The following is a 19,487-nucleotide window of genomic DNA, read 5'->3' as shown; positions in this document are numbered from 1 at the left end:
GGATGATGTGACTGATACACCGCATTCGCGAGCAAGCCCGCTCCCACATTTTTAACCCTGCGCAGTCGGATAGACCGCATCAGGCTCAAGCAAAAAGCGAATAAACCACTGCAGTGATCGCCACCAGACCAACCGCCGTGACAAACACATTGGACGCCTGCCCACGGTACTTGGCCATGGCCGGCACCTTGCGGATGGCATACATCGGCATCAGGAACAGGATCGAAGCAATGATCGGACCGCCCAGCGCCTCAATCATGCCGAGAATGCTTGGGTTCAATGTCGCCACAATCCAGCACACCACCAGCATGAAGGCGGCGGTCATGCGATCCAGGCGCTTCGCACCCGGACGACGACCCGTCTTCAACACCAGGCCCTTGAGGCCTTCACTGGCACCGATGTAATGCCCCAGGAACGACTTGGTAATCGCCACAAACGCGATCAAGGGGGCTGCGAACTCGATGGTCGGGTTATTGAAGTGGTTGGCCAGGTACGACAGGATCGACAGGTTCTGTGCCTTCGCCTCGGCCAGTTGCGCCGGCGACAGGGTCAGCACGCAGCTGAACACGAAGAACAGCACCATCACCACCATCAACAGATGCGCGCGGGACAGGATCTGCGAGCTGCGCTCATCGGCATGGATGCCGTACTGGCGCTTCTGGTCCACCGCGAAGGCCGAGATGATCGGCGAGTGGTTGAATGAGAACACCATCACCGGGATCGCCAGCCACAAGGTGTTAAGCAGGGCGGACGGCGTCGGGACCTGACTGGCGGTGCTGAGGATGCCGCCATTCCAGTGCGGGATCAGGTAAACCGCCAGGAACAGCAAGGCGACGATAAACGGGTACACCATCAAGCTCATGGCCTTGACGATCACTTGCTCGCCGCAACGCACCACGGCCAGCAGGCCGAGGATCAGCACGAACGACAGGATCGCCCGTGGCGGCGGCATGATGTGCAGTTGATGCTCCATGAAGCTGCCGACCGTGTTGGTCAAAGCGACGCTGTAGATCAGCAGGATTGGGAAGATCGCGAAGAAGTACAGCAACGTGATCAGCGCGCCGGCCTTGATGCCGAAATGTTCTTCGACAACGTCAGTGATGTCCGAGCCTTCACGGCCAGACAGCACGAAACGGGTCAGGCCACGGTGGGCGAAGAAGGTCATCGGGAACGCCAGCAACGCAAGGATTACCAGGGGCCAGAAGCCGCCCAGGCCGGCGTTGATCGGCAGGAACAGGGTACCGGCGCCAATAGCGGTGCCGAACAGGCCAAGCATCCAGGTGGTGTCCTGGCGGCTCCAGCTCGTGAGGGTTGCAGGTGTCGTTGCATAGCGTTCGTCGACGCTATTGGCCTGATCATTCATCCGGTCGGATCTCCGCATTTACATAGCCGGGACGAGTCAGAAAAACCTGACAGGCAGCGCCCCGACCATAGAAGGGCCGTGATTGTCCGGGATTCTCTTGAATAAGCAAAGACTTAGCTGAGGAACGGTGTACCGGTGCAGGCGCTCTAGGGCCGCCATAAGCGAAGGTTGCGGGCATGCCAACACCATTTGGCGCGAGCGGAAAGTGCTCTTCACGGCTGCACCCAAGTCGTCGCGTTTAAACTGAACTTGGCCTATTTAGAGAATCGGCCTACAACCCAATCAGACGCAAATAGCTATCCAACTAAAATAATAAGCAAAGTGCGGCGTTAATTGTTACACAACCCTACATAGTCATTGAGCAACCACCCACGTTGAAACTAATATCACCCGCAGCAGACCCCACAAAAAAACAACGTCGCTTATTGAAAACAACAGGAATTCGACAATGCGAAGATTTAAATGTGTGCTCATCAGTCTGTTACTCTCATGCATGTTCAGCGCGCACGCCAATAGTGCAGAACAGCTGGAACCTGAAGCGGACATTCAAGCGCTGGCCTCTTCTGCGCAATGGTTGACCACCAAAGTCTATGTTGAGGGGGAACCGGACAAAGACGTCAAGGCCAACTACCCCGGCGTCGTTGGCATATCAATGTGGGATCCACTGCGCAATCGCTATGAATTCTTCTACACCGACACCGGCCGTTCAAAGCATGCCGATGGCGGCGGCGGGTATTTCATGGTCACGGGAGACCGCAAGACCCATATCCTGTTCCCTGATCTCGGCCCGAACAGAACAATCGTCAGGCGCCTGGAGAAACTTGATAACCGTGAATTCACTTACTCTCGCGAAGTACCGCGCAACATGATCCCCACGCAACCGCCCGTACGTATCTATGTCGTGCACGCCCCCTATAAAGGTCCAATCAAGACCGCCATGTCGAATTAATCAAACATCGCCAATACAAACAACAATGAGCAAGGTGCCCAACCATGAATAAACGTAACCCTCTCCATTTATTGTTATTACCTGCACTACTGGCCGCCGCGCTATTGCCAGTTTCAGCGACTGCACAAACCGCTGTTGCGCTGAATGAAAAGACTACGCCCATCACTGCCGATAACGCCGTCATGTTGACCGTATTTCTTAAACATGATCAATCCCGCCCCTTGGGCGAGTTAAAAACGCAACTGGCCAGGCAGGCGTTCCACGCGGTATTTCCACCGCCCGGGGTGGAAGTACTGAGTTGGAACATCACCATGGGCATTGGACAGGTCGTCGTGCTCCGTCTCCCGGCCTCGCGCCTGGCAGAGGTCAACCTGGCAATCGAAAACAGCGCGTGGGGGGTGTACACCACGGAATTTTTTCCTACCTACAATTTCATGCCTATTGCACAGGCAGAGCAAGACAAGGCGCGACGCAGCGCCCAACAGTGATCGCCTGACAGCGGTTGCGCCCCAATGCGCAAAAGGGGCGCAACGGAGCGGCCTCTCGGGAATAATACATGCCCGCATAAATCTATTTAAGAATGGCACCCATTCCTGTAGTTTTCATACAGCACCCGCCCTTCTTCCTGTGAGCCCTGCCATGCCTCGCGTTTCACGCAAACAAGCCGAACTCAACCGCGAAATCATCGTCGAGGCCGCCACGCACCTATTTCGCGAACGCGGCTTGCACGGTATCAGCCTGTCGGACGTCATGGCTGCAGCCGGCCTGACCCACGGCGGTTTCTACGGGCACTTCGCCTCCAAGGAAGCCCTCGCCACCGAAGCTTGCCAGCAGGCATTCGAGCAAGCGAACTTGGGCTGGCAGGCAAAAATCGATCGCAGCGTAGATCAGCAGGCGGCCCGTGAGGCCGTGATGGGGCCTTATTTGACCGCCACCCATCGCGATAACCCCGGAGACGGCTGCCCAGTGTCGGCATTCGCCCCGGACATGTGCCATGAGCCCGCCGACACGGCCTTGCAACATACGTTTATCGAAGGCGTCGAAAAGTCGCTGGATATATTCGCGCAGTTGCACGATGAAGACCGCCAGGCCCTGCTCGCAAAGTACGCAATGATGATCGGAGCAGTGACACTGGCACGTGCGACACGTGGCAATGACCTGTCGGATGAATTCCTGATTGCTGCACGAAAGGCCCTGTTACCCGTTGACAGCCCTTCACCCGTCCCAGCATGATCGGCCCATGAACCTTATCCAGCTCGCCCTCACCCGTACCACCACCACGACCGCTTCCGGCGGGTCGCGCGGTGGCTGTGAGTGCTTGAGCTAGACACTTCACAGATTCAACCCAAGGCCCCGCCAGCAATGGACGGGGCCTTTTTATTGCTCCGCCCATGTGGCAATCACAAGGAGCAACACCATGGCTGACGCCCTGCTGATCATCGACATGCAAACCGGTTTATACGACGGTCCGGAAAAACCCTTCGAGCGCGAACGCGTACTCGCCACCCTCAACCAATTGATAGCACGCGCGCGCGATGCCGGCGCCCCGATCTTCGTGGCTCGCCACACCGGCCCGGCCGGCTCACCGATTGAAGCCGGCAGCCCGCTCTGGCAGCTGTGGCATGAACTGGAGGTAGACGAATCCCGCGATCACCTGTTCAACAAGACCCGCCCCAGTTGCTTCCTGGGCACGGACCTGGAACAGCAATTGAGAGCTGCGCGGGTCAACGAGCTGGTGATTGCAGGCATGAAAACCCAGTTCTGCATCGACACCACCTGCCGGGTCGCCGTGGAACTGGGGTTTTCGGTGGTACTGCCAGAAGACGGTCATACCTGCATGGACACGCCGGCGCTGAAGGCCGAGGCGATTATCGAACACCACAATGCCACCCTGGCCGGCACGTTTGTGACGCGTGCAAGCGCCTTCGAGATCAGCTTCTGAGCGCTCAAATACGGCATACTCAGCCCCTCAAACCCTTCAGGAAGAGCCTTCCGATGACCGCCACTGTTCTGGTCCTGGTTGAAACCATCAATGAATACCTGCCCATCATCGAGGGCAACGACTTTCATGTGATTCTGGCACCGACACCCGCCGAACGCGCCGAGGCCATCAAGGCCCACGGCAGCCAGATCAAGGCCGTGCTGACCCGTGGCCCGCTGGGTTTGTACGCCGAGGAAATCGCCGCCCTGCCCCAGCTGGAAATCATCTGCGTGATAGGTGCCGGCTACGAACACGTAGACTTGCAAGCCGCCAGCAATCGCGGGATCGTCGTGACCAATGGCGCAGGGGTGAACGCGCCATCGGTGGCCGATCACGCCATGGCATTACTGCTCTCGCTGGTGCGCGGCATCCCGCAGACCGACGCCGCAGTACGCCGCGGTGAATGGCCCAAGGTGATGCGCCCGTCCCTGGGCGGCAAGCAACTGGGCATCCTCGGCCTGGGTGCGGTGGGCCTGGAAATCGCCAAGCGTGCGTCCCAGGGCTTCGGCATGGAGGTGAGTTATCACAACCGCCAGCCACGCGACGACGTCGACTACACCTACTGCGCCACGGCGGTGGAACTGGCGCGCACCTCGGATTTCCTGATCCTGGCCACGCCCGGTGGCGCCAGCACGCGCCACCTGATCGATCGCCACGCCTTGGATGCGCTTGGCCCGAATGGCTACCTGGTCAACATCGGCCGTGGCAGCGTAGTGGTGACCGCCGACCTGGTCGCCGCCCTTGAACAACGCCGCATCGGTGGCGCAGCACTGGATGTGTTCGACGACGAACCCCAAGTGCCCGATGCTCTCAAGAAGCTCAGCAATACCGTGCTCACTTCGCATGTGGCCGGCTTGTCGCCAGAGGCCGCCCACGACACTGTGCAGCGCGTGGCCGACAACCTGGTGGAATACTTCGCCGGCCGCCCGGTGCTCACGCCGGTCGCCCTGCCCCCGCCCACTAAATGACCGATCAGGCACGCTGATCATCGTCCAACACGCTAACCTATTAAGCCGCCCCGACCTTGTCGCTGGGCGGTGGTGCGCATTAGATTAGGAAATAGTCCGAGGCCTTTAGAATAAGCAGAAGGGATAAGCATGGCGCTGAACGACCAATCGACCCAGATTCGCCCAGGCGAAGAACTTGATGCCAGCCTGATCGATCCCTACCTCAAGGCCTATATCCCGGGCCTGAGCGGCACGCCCACGATCAGCCAGTTTCCGGGCGGTGCGTCGAACCTGACCTACCTGCTGGAATACCCCGGTCAGGAATTCGTGCTGCGACGCCCACCCTTTGGCCACAAAGCCAAGTCCGCCCATGACATGGGCCGTGAATACCGCATTCTCAACCAGCTCAAAGACGGCTTCCCGTATTGCCCCAAAGCCTACGTGCATTGCACCGACGAGTCGGTGATCGGCGCCGAGTTCTACGTGATGGAGCGCGTCAACGGCATCATCCTGCGCTCCGACCTCCCAGCTGAACTGGGCCTGGACGCAACCAAGACCGAGGCACTCTGCAAGAGTTTTATCGACAAGTTCGTCGAGCTGCATCAGGTCGACTACAGCGCCTGCGGGCTGGGCGACCTGGGCAAACCCGAAGGCTATGTGGCGCGCCAGATCCGTGGCTGGAGCGACCGCTACGAAAAGGCCCTGACCCCCGACGCGCCAAGCTGGGAAACCGTACGCACCTGGCTCAATGACAAGATGCCGGCCGACCACCCGACCTCAAGCATCGTGCACAACGACTACCGCTTCGATAACGTGATTCTTGACCCGCACAACCCGATGCAGATCATCGGCGTGCTGGACTGGGAGCTGACCACCCTCGGCGACCCGCTGATGGACCTGGGCAACACCCTCGCCTACTGGATCGAAGCGGCCGACCCAGCGCCGGTGCAACTTATGCGTCGCCAGCCGAGCAACGCGCCCGGCATGCTCACCCGCCGTCAATTCGTCGACTATTACGCCGAGCGCGCGGGCATCCAGATCGACAACTTCGATTTCTATTACACCTACGGCCTGTTCCGCCTGGCCGGCATCGTGCAGCAGATCTACTACCGCTTCTTCCATGGCCAGACCCAGGACAAACGCTTTGCGCAGTTCATTCACATGAACAAGCTGCTGGAGCAGATGAGCCTGAACGTCATCAGCAAATCGTCCCTTTAAGGAACCGCTATGTCCAAGACCCACCTGTTCGACCTCGACGGCAAAATCGCTTTTGTTTCCGGTGCCAGCCGTGGCATCGGCGAGGCCATCGCCAAGTTGCTGGCCCAGCAAGGCGCCCACGTGATCGTGTCCAGCCGCAAGCTGGAAGGCTGCCAGCACGTGGCTGATGCGATCATCGCCGACGGCGGCAAGGCCACTGCGGTGGCCTGCCATATCGGTGAAATGGAGCAGATTACCCAGGTATTCGCCGGCATCCGCGAGCAGTTCGGTCGCCTGGATATCCTGGTCAACAACGCGGCGACCAACCCGCAGTTCTGCAACGTGCTGGACACCGACCTCGGTGCATTCCAGAAGACCGTTGACGTGAATATCCGTGGCTACTTCTTCATGTCCGTGGAAGCCGGCAAGCTGATGCGCGAGAACGGTGGCGGCAGCATCATCAACGTCGCGTCGATCAACGGAATCTCCCCGGGCGTGTTCCAGGGCATCTACTCGGTGACCAAGGCTGCCGTGATCAACATGACGAAGGTGTTCGCCAAGGAATGCGCGGCATTCGGCATTCGCTGCAACGCCCTGCTGCCGGGCCTGACTGACACCAAGTTCGCCTCGGCGCTGGTGAAGAACGATGCGATCCTGAAAATGGCCCTGGCGCAGATCCCGCTCAAGCGCGTGGCCGACCCGAGCGAGATGGCCGGCGCGGTGCTGTTCCTGGCCAGCGATGCATCGAGCTACACCACCGGCGTGTCACTGAATGTGGACGGTGGCTTCCTGTCCTGATCAAGCATTTGGCGGCGGCTGCCGAAAACTCACTGCCAGGCGGTTCCAGCCACTGATGCTGGACACCGCCATGGTCAGGTCCACCAGTTCCTGCTCGCTGAACTCCAACCGCACGGCGGCGAACAGTTCATCCGATACCGTCGAGGTCGGCAACGTCGCGACTGTTTCACTCCAAGCCAACGCGGCCTTTTCCCGTGCCGTGAAGAACGGCGAATCACGCCATACGCACACCGCGAACAAGCGCCGCTCGGTCTCGCCGCGCTGACGTGCCGCCATCGAGTGCATATCTGTACAGAAACCACAGTGGTTGAGCTGCGAGACCCGGATCTTGATCAGCTCCAGCAAGTGCTTTTCGATGGACAAGCCGAAGGTCGTCGCCTCCAGCATGAGCATGCCTTTGAGCGCTTGCGGCGAAGCGGTGTAGTAATCCAGGCGGGGTTCCATGGCGATGGTTCTCTGTCAGTGGGTGCAATCACAATCCAGCCTAGAGCCCACACGACATAAGCCCTATAGCCAATCAGACGGTTTATGCAGAGACCATTTTGCACCTGCGGCATGCGCGCGTACTCTTGGCCCGAGTGAATGCACGGGGTAAGACATGGAATTGCACGTTGTCATTAACGGTCGCAAGGATCTGGCCGAACAGTTGTATCAACAGTTGCGTGAAGCCATCGGCTCCGGGCGCCTGGCCGCCGGTGCGCAGTTGCCGCCCAGCCGCTTGCTCGCCCAACAGCTGGGGGTGTCGCGCAAGACCGTGTCGGACACCTACGCCACCCTGACCTACGAAGGATTACTGATCGGCAAGACCGGCCGTGGCACCTTCGTCAATGCCCGAGCGCCACAAACCGAACGCCAGCAAGGCGCCACCGACCTGGCCTGCGCCGCCAACCTCGCGAAGTGGCAGTCATTGCCCTCCCCGATGCGTCACCCCACCCGTGACAGCACGCTGCGTTACGAATTTATCGGCGGTGCCACCAGCCGCAACCAGTTCCCCCAGGATGAATGGCGTCGCTGTACCCAGGACGCCTTACGGCGCATCGCCCAGAACAGCGGTTTCTACAGCCAGCCCGAAGGCTTGCCGGCGCTGCGCAGCGCCATCGCCGGACACATCGCGTTCTCCCGCGGGGTCAACTGCCGTGACAGCGACATCGTGGTCACGAACGGTGCACAGCAGGCGCTGGACCTGATCGCCCGCGTGGTGCTGGAACCGGGCAGCCTCGTTGCCATGGAAGACCCCGGCTACAGCCCCGCACGCCAGATGTTCATGGCGATGGGGGCCAGCGTCGTCAGCGTGCCGGTGGATGAACAGGGCATTCGCGTCGACCGAATTCCCGACGGCACACGACTGATCTACGTGACGCCCTCCCACCAATTTCCCCTCGGCATGCCGATGAGCCCAGCGCGCCGTGAAGCCTTGCTGGCGCGAGCGTTCGAGCTGGGTGCGATCATTATCGAGGACGACTACGACAGCGAATTTCGCTACGAGGGGCGGCCCACCGACTCCCTGCAAAGCCTGGACACCCGTGGCGTGGTGGCCTACGTCGGCACCTTCTCGAAAACCTTGCTGCCGGAGTTGCGCCTGGGTTACGCGGTGCTGCCGCCGGCCATTTACGGCGCGGTCCTCAAGGCCAAGCAATTGACCGATCAGCACAGCTCGACGCTGCCGCAATGGGCCTTGGCCAAATTCATCAGTGAAGGCTACTTGCTCAAGCATATCCGCCGCTGCCACACGGTTTACGCCGGGCGCCGTGAACGCATCCTGCAACGCCTGGCGGGCGACTTGTCGCCCTGGTTCGAAGCGGTGCCTACCGTGGCCGGGTTCCACATGGCGGCGTTGTGCAAGGTGCCGGTGAACATCCCGTTGCTGATGGAACTGGCACGCCGTGTAGAAGTGGGCGTGTACCCCCTGGACGTGTTCTTCCACGATGCGCCCATACGTCCTGGCCTGATCATCGGTTTCGGCGCCATCGAGACCCTGGACATCGACCCGGCGCTGGATAAGGTACGCGATATCCTGCTGCAGATTGGCTAGTGGATTTTCCTCCGGATTGGTCATTGGTCCCCCAGGCACGGCGGCGTAGGGTGAAGAGGTCTCGAATGACTCGGAAACCTCACCATGAAACGATTGCTCGCTGCCTCGCTGATGCTCGCCTCGCTCGGCGCCTTTGCCCACGAACCGGTTTACAACCAGGAGTCGATCAAGGTGCTTCAAACCCATGCCTTGACCAATGTGCCCGGCAAGAAAACCATTATGCTCACCGTCGATTACGCCCCAGGCCAGGCCACCATGCCCCACAGCCACACCGGCACTGCCGTGGCTTATGTGCTGGAAGGCGCGATCACTTCGCGGGTGAATGATGAGAAAGCGAGAACCTACCAGGTCGGCGAATCGTTCTACGAACCTGCGGGTTCGCGACACTTTGAGTCGAGCAATGCCAGCCAGACAAAACCGGCCAGATTGCTGGTGGTGATGGTGCTGGATGACAACGCTGAAGTGCTGACGCCGCTCCAGCAGTAAGCCTCAAGGTCGCTGGAACTGCCGGCGCAGGTCTTCGATCCGTGGCCGGCACACACAGCCTTCCAAGTGATCATTGACCATGCCCATCGCCTGCATCAACGCATACATCGTGGTCGGGCCCACATACGTCCAACCGCGCTTCTTCAAGGCCTTCGACAAACGCACCGAAGCCGGTGAAGTGGGGTTGCCCGTCCAATAAGCCATGTCCACCACGGTCGGGCGCTCATCTTCACCGGGCTCAAACGCCCACAACCAGCGCGCCAGGGAACCGGTCTCATCCACCAGCTCACAGGCCCTGCGTGCGTTGTTGATGGTGGAAACGATTTTGGCCCGATTGCGCACAATGCCCGGGTCCTGCATAAGCCGCGCAATATCCGCCTCTCCATAGTGCGCCACACGGCGAAAATCAAAACCCTCGAACGCCACGCGGAACTGCTCACGCTTACGCAGGATGGTGATCCACGCCATGCCAGCCTGAAAGCCCTCCAGGCAGATCTTCTCGTACAGCTGAATATCATCCGCCACCGGCACGCCCCACTCCTGGTCGTGATAACGCGGGTATTCCGGCGCGGCCATGCGCCAGGTGCAGTGGGTCTGCCCGGTGTCGTCAGTGGTCAGTCCTGGTGTGTCCATCCATCACCTCACGTGCCGAGCGGTGGATGATAAGCGAAAAAATTTCCACCGCGCCAACCGCTCAAGCCTCGACCTTACCGACCAACTGGTCAGACCGGGACCTGTCAACCGCCAAATAATTGCTTGTGATTTCAAAAATACCGGGCGTAGACTGGCCCCGCACTGGACTTACCGGTAAGACCACAACAATTAAGCCCTGGAACCACCAGGGCACCGAATAGAGATCCCTCCCATGCTCAGATGGTGCTCGCGTTCGATTTTCCTGCAAGTCGTGATTGGCCTGATGCTCGGCATAATCTGCGGCCTGACCCTTCCCGAATTCTCCTCGCAACTCAAACCCCTGGGTGACGGTTTTATCAAGCTGATCAAGATGCTGATCGGCCTGATCGTGTTCTGCGTGGTGGTCAGCGGCATTTCCGGCGCCGGCGACCTGAAGAAAGTCGGGCGCATCGGCCTCAAGTCCGTGATCTACTTTGAAATCCTCACCACCGTCGCTCTGGTGATCGGCCTGGTGATGGCCTTCAGCACCGGTATCGGCACCGGCGCCAATATCCATCTGGAACAACTGTCGTCGGCCGGCTTGAATGAACTGGCAGACAAGGGTCAGCACATCCGTGGCACCAGCCAGTTCCTCATGGACCTGATCCCCAACTCGGTGATCGGCGCCTTTGCCGACAACAACGTGCTGCAAGTGCTGCTGTTCTCGGTGCTGTTCGGCAGTGCGTTGAACCTGGTCGGCGAAGCAGCCTCGGGCATCTCGCGACTGATCAACGAACTGAGCCACATCATCTTTCGCATCATGGGCATGATTGTGCGCCTGGCGCCAATCGGTGTGTTCGGCGCAATCGCCTTCACCACCAGCACCTACGGGCTGGACTCCCTGCAACACCTGGGCAGTTTGGTGGGCCTGTTCTACTTGACGTGCTTTGCCTTCGTCGGGCTGATCCTCGGTCTGGTGATGCGCCTGTCGGGGCTGCGCATGTTGCCGCTGCTCAAGTACCTGCGTGAAGAACTGCTGATTGTGATGGGCACCGCCTCCTCCGACGCCGTGCTGCCACAGATCATGCGTAAACTCGAACACCTGGGCATCGGCAGTTCTACCGTGGGCCTGGTGATTCCGACGGGGTACTCGTTCAACCTCGACGGCTTTTCCATCTACCTGACCCTGGCCATCGTGTTTATCGCCAATGCCACCGGCACACCGCTATCGATGACGGATCTGCTGACCATTCTGCTGGTGTCGTTGATCACCTCCAAAGGCGCCCACGGGATTCCCGGCTCGGCGCTGGTGATCCTGGCGGCGACCCTCACGGCGATCCCTGCGATCCCGGTGGTGGGCCTGGTGCTGGTGCTGGCGGTGGATTGGTTCATGGGCATCGGTCGCGCGTTGACTAACTTGATCGGCAACTGCGTCGCCACCGTCGCCATCGCCCGCTGGGAAAAAGACATCGATATCCAGCGCGCCAACAAGGTGCTGGACGGCCAGCAAGGCTATGCCTTCCAGGCCAAGAAGCCGGTCGTGCCGGCGCATCAGGAGTTTTGATCCATTTCATGAGCGACACAGGCCAAGATGTGGGAGCGGGCTTGCTCGCGAATGCGGTAGTTCAGCCTGCAAATGGGGTGACTGACACACTGCTTTCGCGAGCAAGCCCGCTCCCACATTTTAACCGTCGTCAATTTGACAACCCTGTTCGCAACATCAAGGAGGTAACGGCGTGATCAGCACCTCAACCGTCGTCAATTCAGTCGTAGAAAAACTCCGCGCCGCGCTGGCCCGCGGGCAGTGGCGTCGCGGCGAAATGCTGCCCGGCCAACGCGAACTGGCCGAACAAATGGGTATCAGCCGCCCCAGCCTGCGTGAGGCGGTGATCGTGCTGGAAACGCTCGGCCTGGTGCGCTCCATGCCCGGCAAGGGCGTGGTGGTATTGGAGACCAATATCAGCGAACCGCACGCCAGCGACGCGGTGGCCGACGCCAGCCTGGAAGACATCCTGCAACTGCGCTACACCCTCGAGCCCTTCATTGTCGGCCTGGTGGCCCAGTCCATCAGCAGCAAAGAGGTGGGCCAACTGCGCCTGACCTTGATGGACATGCGCGAGGCCCTCGACGCCGGCGACGCAGAGGCCGGAATGAACGCCTACATCGGTTTTCACGAAGAGCTGTTTGCCCTCACTTCCAACCCGATCTTCCAGAACGTGGTGCAACAGACCAGCAACGCACTCAAGCAAAGCGCCCAGGTGCTGCGCAACTCGCCAGAGCACCTGGCCGAACGCCTGCAGGAAAATGAAGCCGTTGTGCGCGCCATCCGCAACAAGAACAGCGCCCTGGCCAGCGCCGAAATGCGTCGCCACATCCTTCAGGAAGGCCTGCGCATGGGCATTCGCTTGAACATCCCGGACGACCATCTGGGCAGCTGACTTTTTGGAGACAGGCCATGACCGCTCGCGCCTTGCACTACGACCCTATCCTCCCAACCCTGCGTCTGGTCGCCGGTAAAAAGCCTTCGGTGGACGACATCTATCCGCGATTGTTCGACGCCATCCTGGAACAGCGTATCGCCCCGGCCAGCCGCTTTACCGAAGAAGGCCTGGGCGAGATCTTTGGCGTGAGCCGCAGTGTGATTCGCCGCGTCCTGGCAAAGCTTTCCCATCAGCAAGTGATCCTCCTGCGCCCCAACCAGCGCGCCCAGGTGGCAGCGCCGGACACGCAGCAGGCGCGGCAGATTCTGGAAGCGCGGCGACTGACAGAAATCACCGTGGTGCAATTGGCCTGTGCGCAAGCAACACCCCTACAGATCCGCCAGTTGCGCGAGCTGATCGCACGGGAACGCGAGTACATTGAGCGTGATCAGCGTGGACCGGCGATTCGGTTATCCGGGGAATTCCATCTGCAACTGGCGGCCGTGGCGGGCAATGCACCGCTGGCACAGTTTCTCAACAGCCTGGTGCCACTGACCTCGTTGATCATTGCGCAATTTGAAGCCAAAGCCTGCACGTATTGCGCGTGGCAGGAGCATGCGGCGATTGTGGATGCGGTGGAGCGGCGCGACTCAACCACCGCGGTGACGCTGATGACCCAACACCTGGATCACCTGGAAGCCAAATTGCTGAGCCAGGCTGTGCCATAAAGCCCACCCTGACTGACTACGAATACAGCGGTGATCTCCGAAATCGCCGACAGCCCGGAGGGTCATGGCACTGCACAATTGTATTCATCCCTACAGCCTTGAACTCGGATGAATAGCGTTATGCAAGCCCTCACTTTCGCACTGGTCACCGCCCTCTTCATTCCGCAGTTCAATGCCTATGTATGGGCGGGCGACGCGTTAACGGCCGGGACTTACATCATCACCCCGGCAGCCCCCGTCTGGCTGCTTGAACAACCCTACGCCAATAGCCCGATGCTAACCGCCCGCACTTTCGGTGGCAGCGCTTACGGCGACTATCACGTCAAGGCCAGCCTTGAGATCAGTTGCTCCCCGCAAAGCCCGACGGCCAGCGCTGCACTGCAGATCACACCGGCCTCGCTGGGCTTTGACGCGGCGCCATTCGAAGGTCCAGACGCCAGCGCAAATGGGCCATTGCGCATCACCACGGCAACACGCACCGCCATCGATCACCCGGTAAACGGTGTCTGGACCCACGGCGGGGCGTTCCAGATCGGAACGGTATTTGCGCTCAGTACTGCCGTTGCGCCTGACGAATTAGCCTACTGGGCCAGCGATGCCTCACGCGGTCAAACACTAAAACTCTCAATAGCGCCTGCCAACGAAGGCGACAAGCCGCTGACCGCGACCTTCTTATTACCAGCCAATAACAACGGCTTGAAAAGAGTCATCCAGCCTTGCCTGGGTCATGCCAGTTTTTAAGTCAAAAAAAAGCCCCGTATCTCAAGATACGGGGCTTTCTGTCTTGCAGTTAAATCAAACCGCTTGCAACGCCGACTGGCCGCTCAACGCCAGGTCCAGCAACTCACGGTTGGCCACCGCGTACATGGCGTAGTCCGTACCCACAGCGGCACGAATCTCAACCATCATCGCCACCCAACGATCGGCCATGTCCTTGTGCTGCTCAAGCCACAGGGCCACGCGGGCTTCCATGTCTTGCGGCGCATCGGCCATTTGCAGGACGGAGATAGTGATCGCGCGCTGCTGCCAGTCCACGTCGTCGCGGAAGGCCTCGCGGGCCTGGGCTTGCCAGTTGTTGGCCACCGGCAGATCACTGATCTGCTGCAGGTACCATGGCAGGTCCAGGGCGCTGCCGACGGCGAAGTAGGCCTTGGCCACTTCGGCGGCATCATGCCCGGTCACGTCAGCCGCTTCGATGATTGGCAGCAAGGTGTACAGGTGCGTCGTACCGGCAACCATACGCGCCAACAACTCCGGCACACCGGCTTCGGTGTATTTGCCGTAGCGGTTCTGCCAGCCTTCACGGGTCGGGCCTTCCAGCAGTTCGTCGAGCTTGAGGCCCAACGCCGCCAGGTGCGGACCGAAATGCGCGGTGTCGCGGCCAGCGTCCTGCTCGTTGCGACGACTGCGCAGGAACCAGCGCGTAGCGCGGCGGCCCAGGCGCATCAGCTCATCCATCAGCTCCAGTTGCACATCAGCGGAAACCTGGTGGTCCAGGGCTTCGATCTGGCGGAACCAGTGCGGGAGGTGGAAGATGTCACGCACGATCACATAGGCGCCGGCCACGTTCGCCGGGCTCATGCCGGTGGACTCTTTGAGCCGCTGAACGAAGGTGATGCCCATGTGGTTGACCAGGTCGTTGGCGATCTGGGTGCTGACGATCTCACGCTTCAGACGGTGGCGACGCATGGCCTCGGAGAACTTGGCGACCAGGCTCGGAGGGAACGCGGTTTCCATGTCACGGGTCAGGTACTCGTCATCCGGCACCAGGGACTTGAGCAGCGCTTCCTTGAGGTCGATCTTGCTGTACGAGATCAGCACCGACAGTTCCGGACGGGTCAGGCCCTTGCCAGTCGCGGCGCGCTCGGTGAGCTGCTCCTCGGTCGGCAGGTACTCGATGGCACGGTCCAGCTTGCCACGGCCTTCCAAGTCGCTCATCAGGCGTTTGTACTCGGCGGCACGCTCATAGGCACGGCGCGCAGCCAGGGACAGGGCCTGGGTCTGCTTGTAGTTGTTGCCCAACACCAGGTTGCCGACTTCGTCCGTCATGCTCGCCAGCAACTGGTTGCGTTGCTTGTCGGTCATGTCACCCGCCTGCACCACTTCGTTGAGCAGGATCTTGATGTTCACTTCGTGGTCGGAGCAGTCCACGCCACCGGCGTTGTCGATGAAGTCGGTGTTGGAACCGCCGCCATTGAGGCCGAATTCCACACGACCCAGTTGGGTCATGCCGAGGTTACCGCCCTCGCCCACGACCTTGCAGCGCAACTCGTTGCCGTTGACGCGCAGCGCGTCGTTGGCCTTGTCGCCTACATCGGCATGGCTTTCGGTGCTGGCCTTGACGTAGGTCCCGATACCGCCGTTCCACAACAGGTCCACCGGCGCCTTGAGCAAGGCGTTCAGCAGTTCGGTCGGGGTCAGCTTGTCGGCGGAAATGTCGAAGCGTTCTTTCATCTGTGGCGAGATGGCAATGCTCTTCGCGCTGCGCGAGAAGATACCGCCGCCTTCGGACATGATGCTGGTGTCGTAGTCGGTCCAGGCCGAACGCGGCAGCTCGAACATGCGCTGACGCTCGACGAAGCTGGTGGCCGGGTTCGGGTTTGGATCGATGAAGATATGCAGGTGGTTGAACGCCGCGACCAGTTGCAGCTTGTCGGACATCAACAGGCCGTTACCGAATACGTCACCGGCCATGTCACCGACGCCGACCACGGTGATGCTGTCTTCCTGCACATTGATGCCGCGCTCACGGAAGTGACGCTGCACGCCAACCCACGCGCCTTTGGCGGTGATGCCCATTTTCTTGTGGTCGTAACCGGCGGAACCACCGGACGCGAACGCGTCACCCAGCCAGAAGCCGTAGTCGATGGCGATACCGTTGGCGATGTCGGAGAAGGTCGCGGTGCCCTTGTCCGCTGCGACGACCAGGTACGGGTCATCGTCGTCATGGCGCACGACGTTGGCCGGCGGCACCAGGGCGCCATCCTTCAGGTTGTCGGTGATGTCCAACAGGCCCGAAATGAAGATGCGGTAGCAGGCGATGCCCTCGGCCGCGATCTCGTCGCGGCTGCCGCCCAATGGCAGGCGACGCGGCAGGAAGCCGCCCTTCGCACCCACTGGCACGATGACCGAGTTCTTCACTTGCTGGGCTTTTACCAGGCCGAGCACTTCGGTCCGGAAGTCTTCTTCACGGTCGGACCAGCGCAGGCCGCCGCGAGCGACGTTGCCGAAACGCAGATGCACGCCTTCCACGCGTGGCGAGTACACGAAGATTTCAAACTTCGGCACGGGCTTCGGCAGTTCAGGAATGGCGCGTGGGTCGAACTTGAAGCTGAAGTACGACTTGTTCTGGCCGTTGGCGTCGGTCTGGTAGAAGTTGGTGCGCAGCGTGGCCTTGATCAGGTCCAGGTAGCGACGCAGGATGCGGTCTTCGTTGAGCACCTGAACATCGTCCAGGGCGCTGAGAATCGCTTGTTCCAGGCGTTGCTGCTTGTCTTCCAGGTCGTCGGCGGTCAGCTTGCGCGCCAGGTAGAAGCGGGTCTTGAACAACCGGGTCAACTCGCGGGCGATGTCGGTGTGGTTGTTCAGGGTGCTGGCGATGTAACCCAGGTCGAAGCCCAGGCGGATCTGCTTCAGGTAACGGGCATAGGCACGCAGCAGCGCCACATCGCGCCAAGGCAGGCCCGCGGTCAGTACCAGGCGGTTGAACGCATCGTTCTCGGCGTCGCCATGCACGATGTGCACGAACGCATCCTGCAGGGTGTCGTTCAGTTGCTGGATGTCCAGGTTCACGCCTTCGGCGGCGATGAACGCGAAGTCATGGATCCAGAACTCACGGCCATTGGCATGGCGTAGACGGTACGGGAACTCGCCCAGCACGCGCAGGCCGAGGTTTTCCAGGATCGGCAACACGTCGGACAGCGCCAGCGGGGTGTCGGCGTGGTAGAGCTTGCAATGCAGCTCGCGCTGGCCGGAAACCTGGCCCAGCGGCTGGTAGAAGCTCATCACCAGCGGGTTGGCTTCGGTCAGGCTCAGCAGGTGCTGCATGTCGACCACGGCGGAATGCGCGGCGAAGCGCTCGCGGTAGCCGGCCGGGAAGCCTTTCGGGAAGTCAGCCAGCACGTTGGTGCCGTGGGCTTCGCCGAAGCTTTCGACGACAAGGCTGGAGTAGTCGTCCTGCCAGCTGCGGCAGGCCTGCACCACTTCTTTTTCCAGTTGCAGCGGGTCGATGTCCAGCCGGTTCTTCGGGTCAACCCGCAGAATCAGCTGCACACGGGCCAGCACGGATTCGGAGAAGAAGGTCCAGAATTCGCAGTCCGAGGCCTTCAGGCGATCCATCAGCACTTGCTGGATCTTCTGGCGCACTTCGGTGGAATAGATGTCGCGCGGCACGTAGGCCAGGCAGTAGCAGAAACGACCGTACGGGTCCTTGCGCAGGAACACGCGGATCTTGTTGCGTTCCTGGATCTGCACGATGGACATCACAGTGCTGAACAATTCGTCGACCGGGGTCTGGAACAGGTCGTCGCGTGGCAGCACTTCAACGACTTGAGCCAGCTCCTTGCCCAGGTGAGCCTTGGACTGGAAGCCGGAGCGGCGTTCGATTTCCGCGACCTTGCGACGGATGTACGGAATAACCCGCACGCTTTCGCCATACACCGAGGAGGTGTACAGGCCCATGAAGCGGTGTTCCTTGATCACTTTGCCGTCGGCGCTGATCTCACGGATCGACACGTAGTCCGGGTACGCCGGACGGTGTACACGGCTCGGGTGCGCGGCCTTGGCGAACGACAGCACGGTCGGCTCACGCAGGTAGGCCACGGCGTAGTCTTCGATGCGCAGGTCGTCGGCGGTGAGGCCGGCGCGCAGCAGCTTGGTCAGGCCGAGGAAGGAATCGGCGTCATATTCGATATGACCGCCATCCGCCTCGTCACGTACCACGAATTCTTCATAGCCCAGGAAGGTAAAGTGGTTGCCCACCAGCCATTCCAGGAAGTTCTTGATCTCGGCTTTTTCTTCGCCGTCGATGCTGAACTGGCTGGCGTCGATACCGGCCAGCAGGTCCTGGACCTTGGCTTTCATCGGCTCGAAATCGGCCACGGCCACGCGCACTTCGCCCAGCACCTGCTCAAGCTCTTTGCTCAGCACGTTCAGTTCGGCGGCGTTGGCGCAGCGGTCGATTTCCAGGTACATCAGCGATTCTTGCTGGATGCCTTCGCCCTGGGTGCCTTTAGGCAGGATTTCCAGCAACTCGCCCTTGGCGCCACGGCGTACGCTGAGCACGGTGGTCTGCAAGGTGTGGATGCTGTAGCCGCGGCGGTTCAGCTCGGTACGGACCGAGTCCACCAGGAAGGGCAGGTCATGGTGCAGCACTTCAACCGCGGTATGGGTCGACTGCCAGCCATGACGTTCGTAATCGGGGTTGTAGACCCGCACTTGCGGTTGGGTATGGTCAAAGCGCTCAAGCAGGCGCCACGCAGAGAGGGTGCAACCGGCCAGGTCGGAAAGGCGACGCTGGGTCAGTTCGTCCAGGGAAATGATGCCGAAGAATTGTTCAGCAAACAGCGCCACTTGTGGCAGTGCCTGTTCACTGATGTGCTGCGCCAGTGCCGCTTGCAGTTGATGCTGGAAGTCGGCCTTGCTGGCTGCGGTGAAGAACGCCATCTGTGGTACTCCGCTTGGGCTTGTTATTGATGGAAGCGTCGCGTGTTATCCCCTTGCGGGGAGACCGTCAGCGCTGTTCGCAGGTTAACCATAGCGAATTCAGCGTGACAGGTGAGTGAAGCTGGACAAGACAGTCAGGTCACATACAACTTCCATTGGATATGCGCCTTACCAGGCGACGGTACGACGGGCAGGTCAGACTCCCGGCACAGGGCACATCCGTTGCGCAGCTTAACGAGTGTGGGAAGCCAGCTGCTTGCGACGCTGCGACATATTCGGTCATCGGTAAGCAGGCGTAGGGTTGCGACTT

The 19,487-nt window shown here is 60.4% G+C and carries 17 protein-coding genes; 13 read left to right on the top strand and 4 right to left on the bottom strand.

Translation table 11 applies throughout. From position 1 onward, the window contains the following. Positions 1 to 85: 85 nt before the first annotated feature. Positions 86 to 1,363 carry an HAAAP family serine/threonine permease gene (locus AB4O08_RS25950; RefSeq protein ID WP_010210068.1) on the bottom strand — a complete coding sequence of 426 codons (1,278 nt, stop codon included), beginning with the start codon at positions 1,361 to 1,363 and terminating at the stop codon, positions 86 to 88. A gap of 493 nt (positions 1,364 to 1,856) precedes the next feature. Between AB4O08_RS25950 and AB4O08_RS25945 the strand changes: the two genes are divergently transcribed. From AB4O08_RS25945 to AB4O08_RS25915, 7 genes are all read left to right on the top strand, one after another. Continuing rightward, positions 1,857 to 2,312 carry a DUF4822 domain-containing protein gene (locus AB4O08_RS25945; RefSeq protein WP_021491551.1) on the top strand — a complete coding sequence of 152 codons (456 nt, stop codon included), beginning with the start codon at positions 1,857 to 1,859 and terminating at the stop codon, positions 2,310 to 2,312. Between the two features lie 44 nt (positions 2,313 to 2,356). Further along, positions 2,357 to 2,800: a hypothetical protein gene (locus AB4O08_RS25940; protein WP_010210064.1), complete on the top strand. Its 444-nt coding sequence runs from the start codon at positions 2,357 to 2,359 to the stop codon at positions 2,798 to 2,800. Positions 2,801 to 2,951: 151 nt separating this feature from the next. Continuing rightward, on the top strand, positions 2,952 to 3,545 hold the full coding sequence (locus tag AB4O08_RS25935) for a TetR/AcrR family transcriptional regulator (RefSeq protein ID WP_010210063.1): 594 nt from the start codon (positions 2,952 to 2,954) through the stop codon (positions 3,543 to 3,545). Positions 3,546 to 3,729: 184 nt separating this feature from the next. Beyond that, positions 3,730 to 4,254, top strand: a complete 525-nt coding sequence (locus tag AB4O08_RS25930) for a cysteine hydrolase family protein (protein ID WP_460114498.1) — start codon at positions 3,730 to 3,732, stop codon at positions 4,252 to 4,254. A 53-nt stretch (positions 4,255 to 4,307) separates the two neighbouring features. Further along, complete coding sequence (locus tag AB4O08_RS25925) at positions 4,308 to 5,261, top strand: 2-hydroxyacid dehydrogenase (RefSeq protein WP_021491553.1); 954 nt, start codon at positions 4,308 to 4,310, stop codon at positions 5,259 to 5,261. A 129-nt stretch (positions 5,262 to 5,390) separates the two neighbouring features. After that, entirely contained in the window at positions 5,391 to 6,458 is a 1,068-nt protein-coding gene (locus AB4O08_RS25920) for a phosphotransferase family protein (protein ID WP_021491554.1), read from the top strand. Between the two features lie 9 nt (positions 6,459 to 6,467). Then, entirely contained in the window at positions 6,468 to 7,235 is a 768-nt protein-coding gene (locus tag AB4O08_RS25915) for an SDR family oxidoreductase (RefSeq protein WP_010210056.1), read from the top strand. On the opposite strand, the gene AB4O08_RS25910 is transcribed toward AB4O08_RS25915, so the two are convergent. After that, entirely contained in the window at positions 7,236 to 7,679 is a 444-nt protein-coding gene (locus tag AB4O08_RS25910) for a carboxymuconolactone decarboxylase family protein (protein ID WP_010210054.1), read from the bottom strand. Positions 7,680 to 7,833: 154 nt separating this feature from the next. On the opposite strand from AB4O08_RS25910, the gene pdxR reads away from it, so the two are divergent. Further along, positions 7,834 to 9,267 (top strand): MocR-like pyridoxine biosynthesis transcription factor PdxR, encoded by a 1,434-nt coding sequence (gene pdxR, locus AB4O08_RS25905; protein ID WP_010210053.1) that lies wholly within the window; start codon positions 7,834 to 7,836, stop codon positions 9,265 to 9,267. 84 nt (positions 9,268 to 9,351) lie between these two features. Beyond that, entirely contained in the window at positions 9,352 to 9,753 is a 402-nt protein-coding gene (locus tag AB4O08_RS25900; protein WP_010210052.1) for a cupin domain-containing protein, read from the top strand. 3 nt (positions 9,754 to 9,756) lie between these two features. Here the strand turns inward: AB4O08_RS25900 and AB4O08_RS25895 are convergent, their stop codons facing one another. Further along, entirely contained in the window at positions 9,757 to 10,386 is a 630-nt protein-coding gene (locus AB4O08_RS25895) for a DNA-3-methyladenine glycosylase I (protein ID WP_010210050.1), read from the bottom strand. Positions 10,387 to 10,603: 217 nt separating this feature from the next. On the opposite strand from AB4O08_RS25895, the gene AB4O08_RS25890 reads away from it, so the two are divergent. The 4 genes from AB4O08_RS25890 to AB4O08_RS25875 all read left to right on the top strand — a co-directional run bounded on the left by AB4O08_RS25890 (position 10,604) and on the right by AB4O08_RS25875 (position 14,254). Next, positions 10,604 to 11,929 (top strand): C4-dicarboxylate transporter DctA, encoded by a 1,326-nt coding sequence (locus tag AB4O08_RS25890; protein WP_175439684.1) that lies wholly within the window; start codon positions 10,604 to 10,606, stop codon positions 11,927 to 11,929. 172 nt (positions 11,930 to 12,101) lie between these two features. Further along, positions 12,102 to 12,803: a FadR/GntR family transcriptional regulator gene (locus tag AB4O08_RS25885; RefSeq protein WP_010210048.1), complete on the top strand. Its 702-nt coding sequence runs from the start codon at positions 12,102 to 12,104 to the stop codon at positions 12,801 to 12,803. A 17-nt stretch (positions 12,804 to 12,820) separates the two neighbouring features. Continuing rightward, complete coding sequence (locus AB4O08_RS25880; RefSeq protein ID WP_010210047.1) at positions 12,821 to 13,513, top strand: GntR family transcriptional regulator; 693 nt, start codon at positions 12,821 to 12,823, stop codon at positions 13,511 to 13,513. 120 nt (positions 13,514 to 13,633) lie between these two features. Beyond that, a complete protein-coding gene (locus AB4O08_RS25875) occupies positions 13,634 to 14,254 on the top strand; it encodes a hypothetical protein (RefSeq protein ID WP_460114497.1) in 621 nt (206 codons plus the stop codon). 54 nt (positions 14,255 to 14,308) lie between these two features. On the opposite strand, the gene AB4O08_RS25870 is transcribed toward AB4O08_RS25875, so the two are convergent. Continuing rightward, positions 14,309 to 19,177, bottom strand: a complete 4,869-nt coding sequence (locus AB4O08_RS25870) for an NAD-glutamate dehydrogenase (RefSeq protein WP_460114496.1) — start codon at positions 19,175 to 19,177, stop codon at positions 14,309 to 14,311. Positions 19,178 to 19,487 lie beyond the last annotated feature (310 nt).

Source organism: Pseudomonas sp. H3_E07, assembly GCF_054668895.1.
Note: the sequence above shows the minus strand (reverse complement) of the source record. Positions and strands in the feature narration are given on the sequence as shown.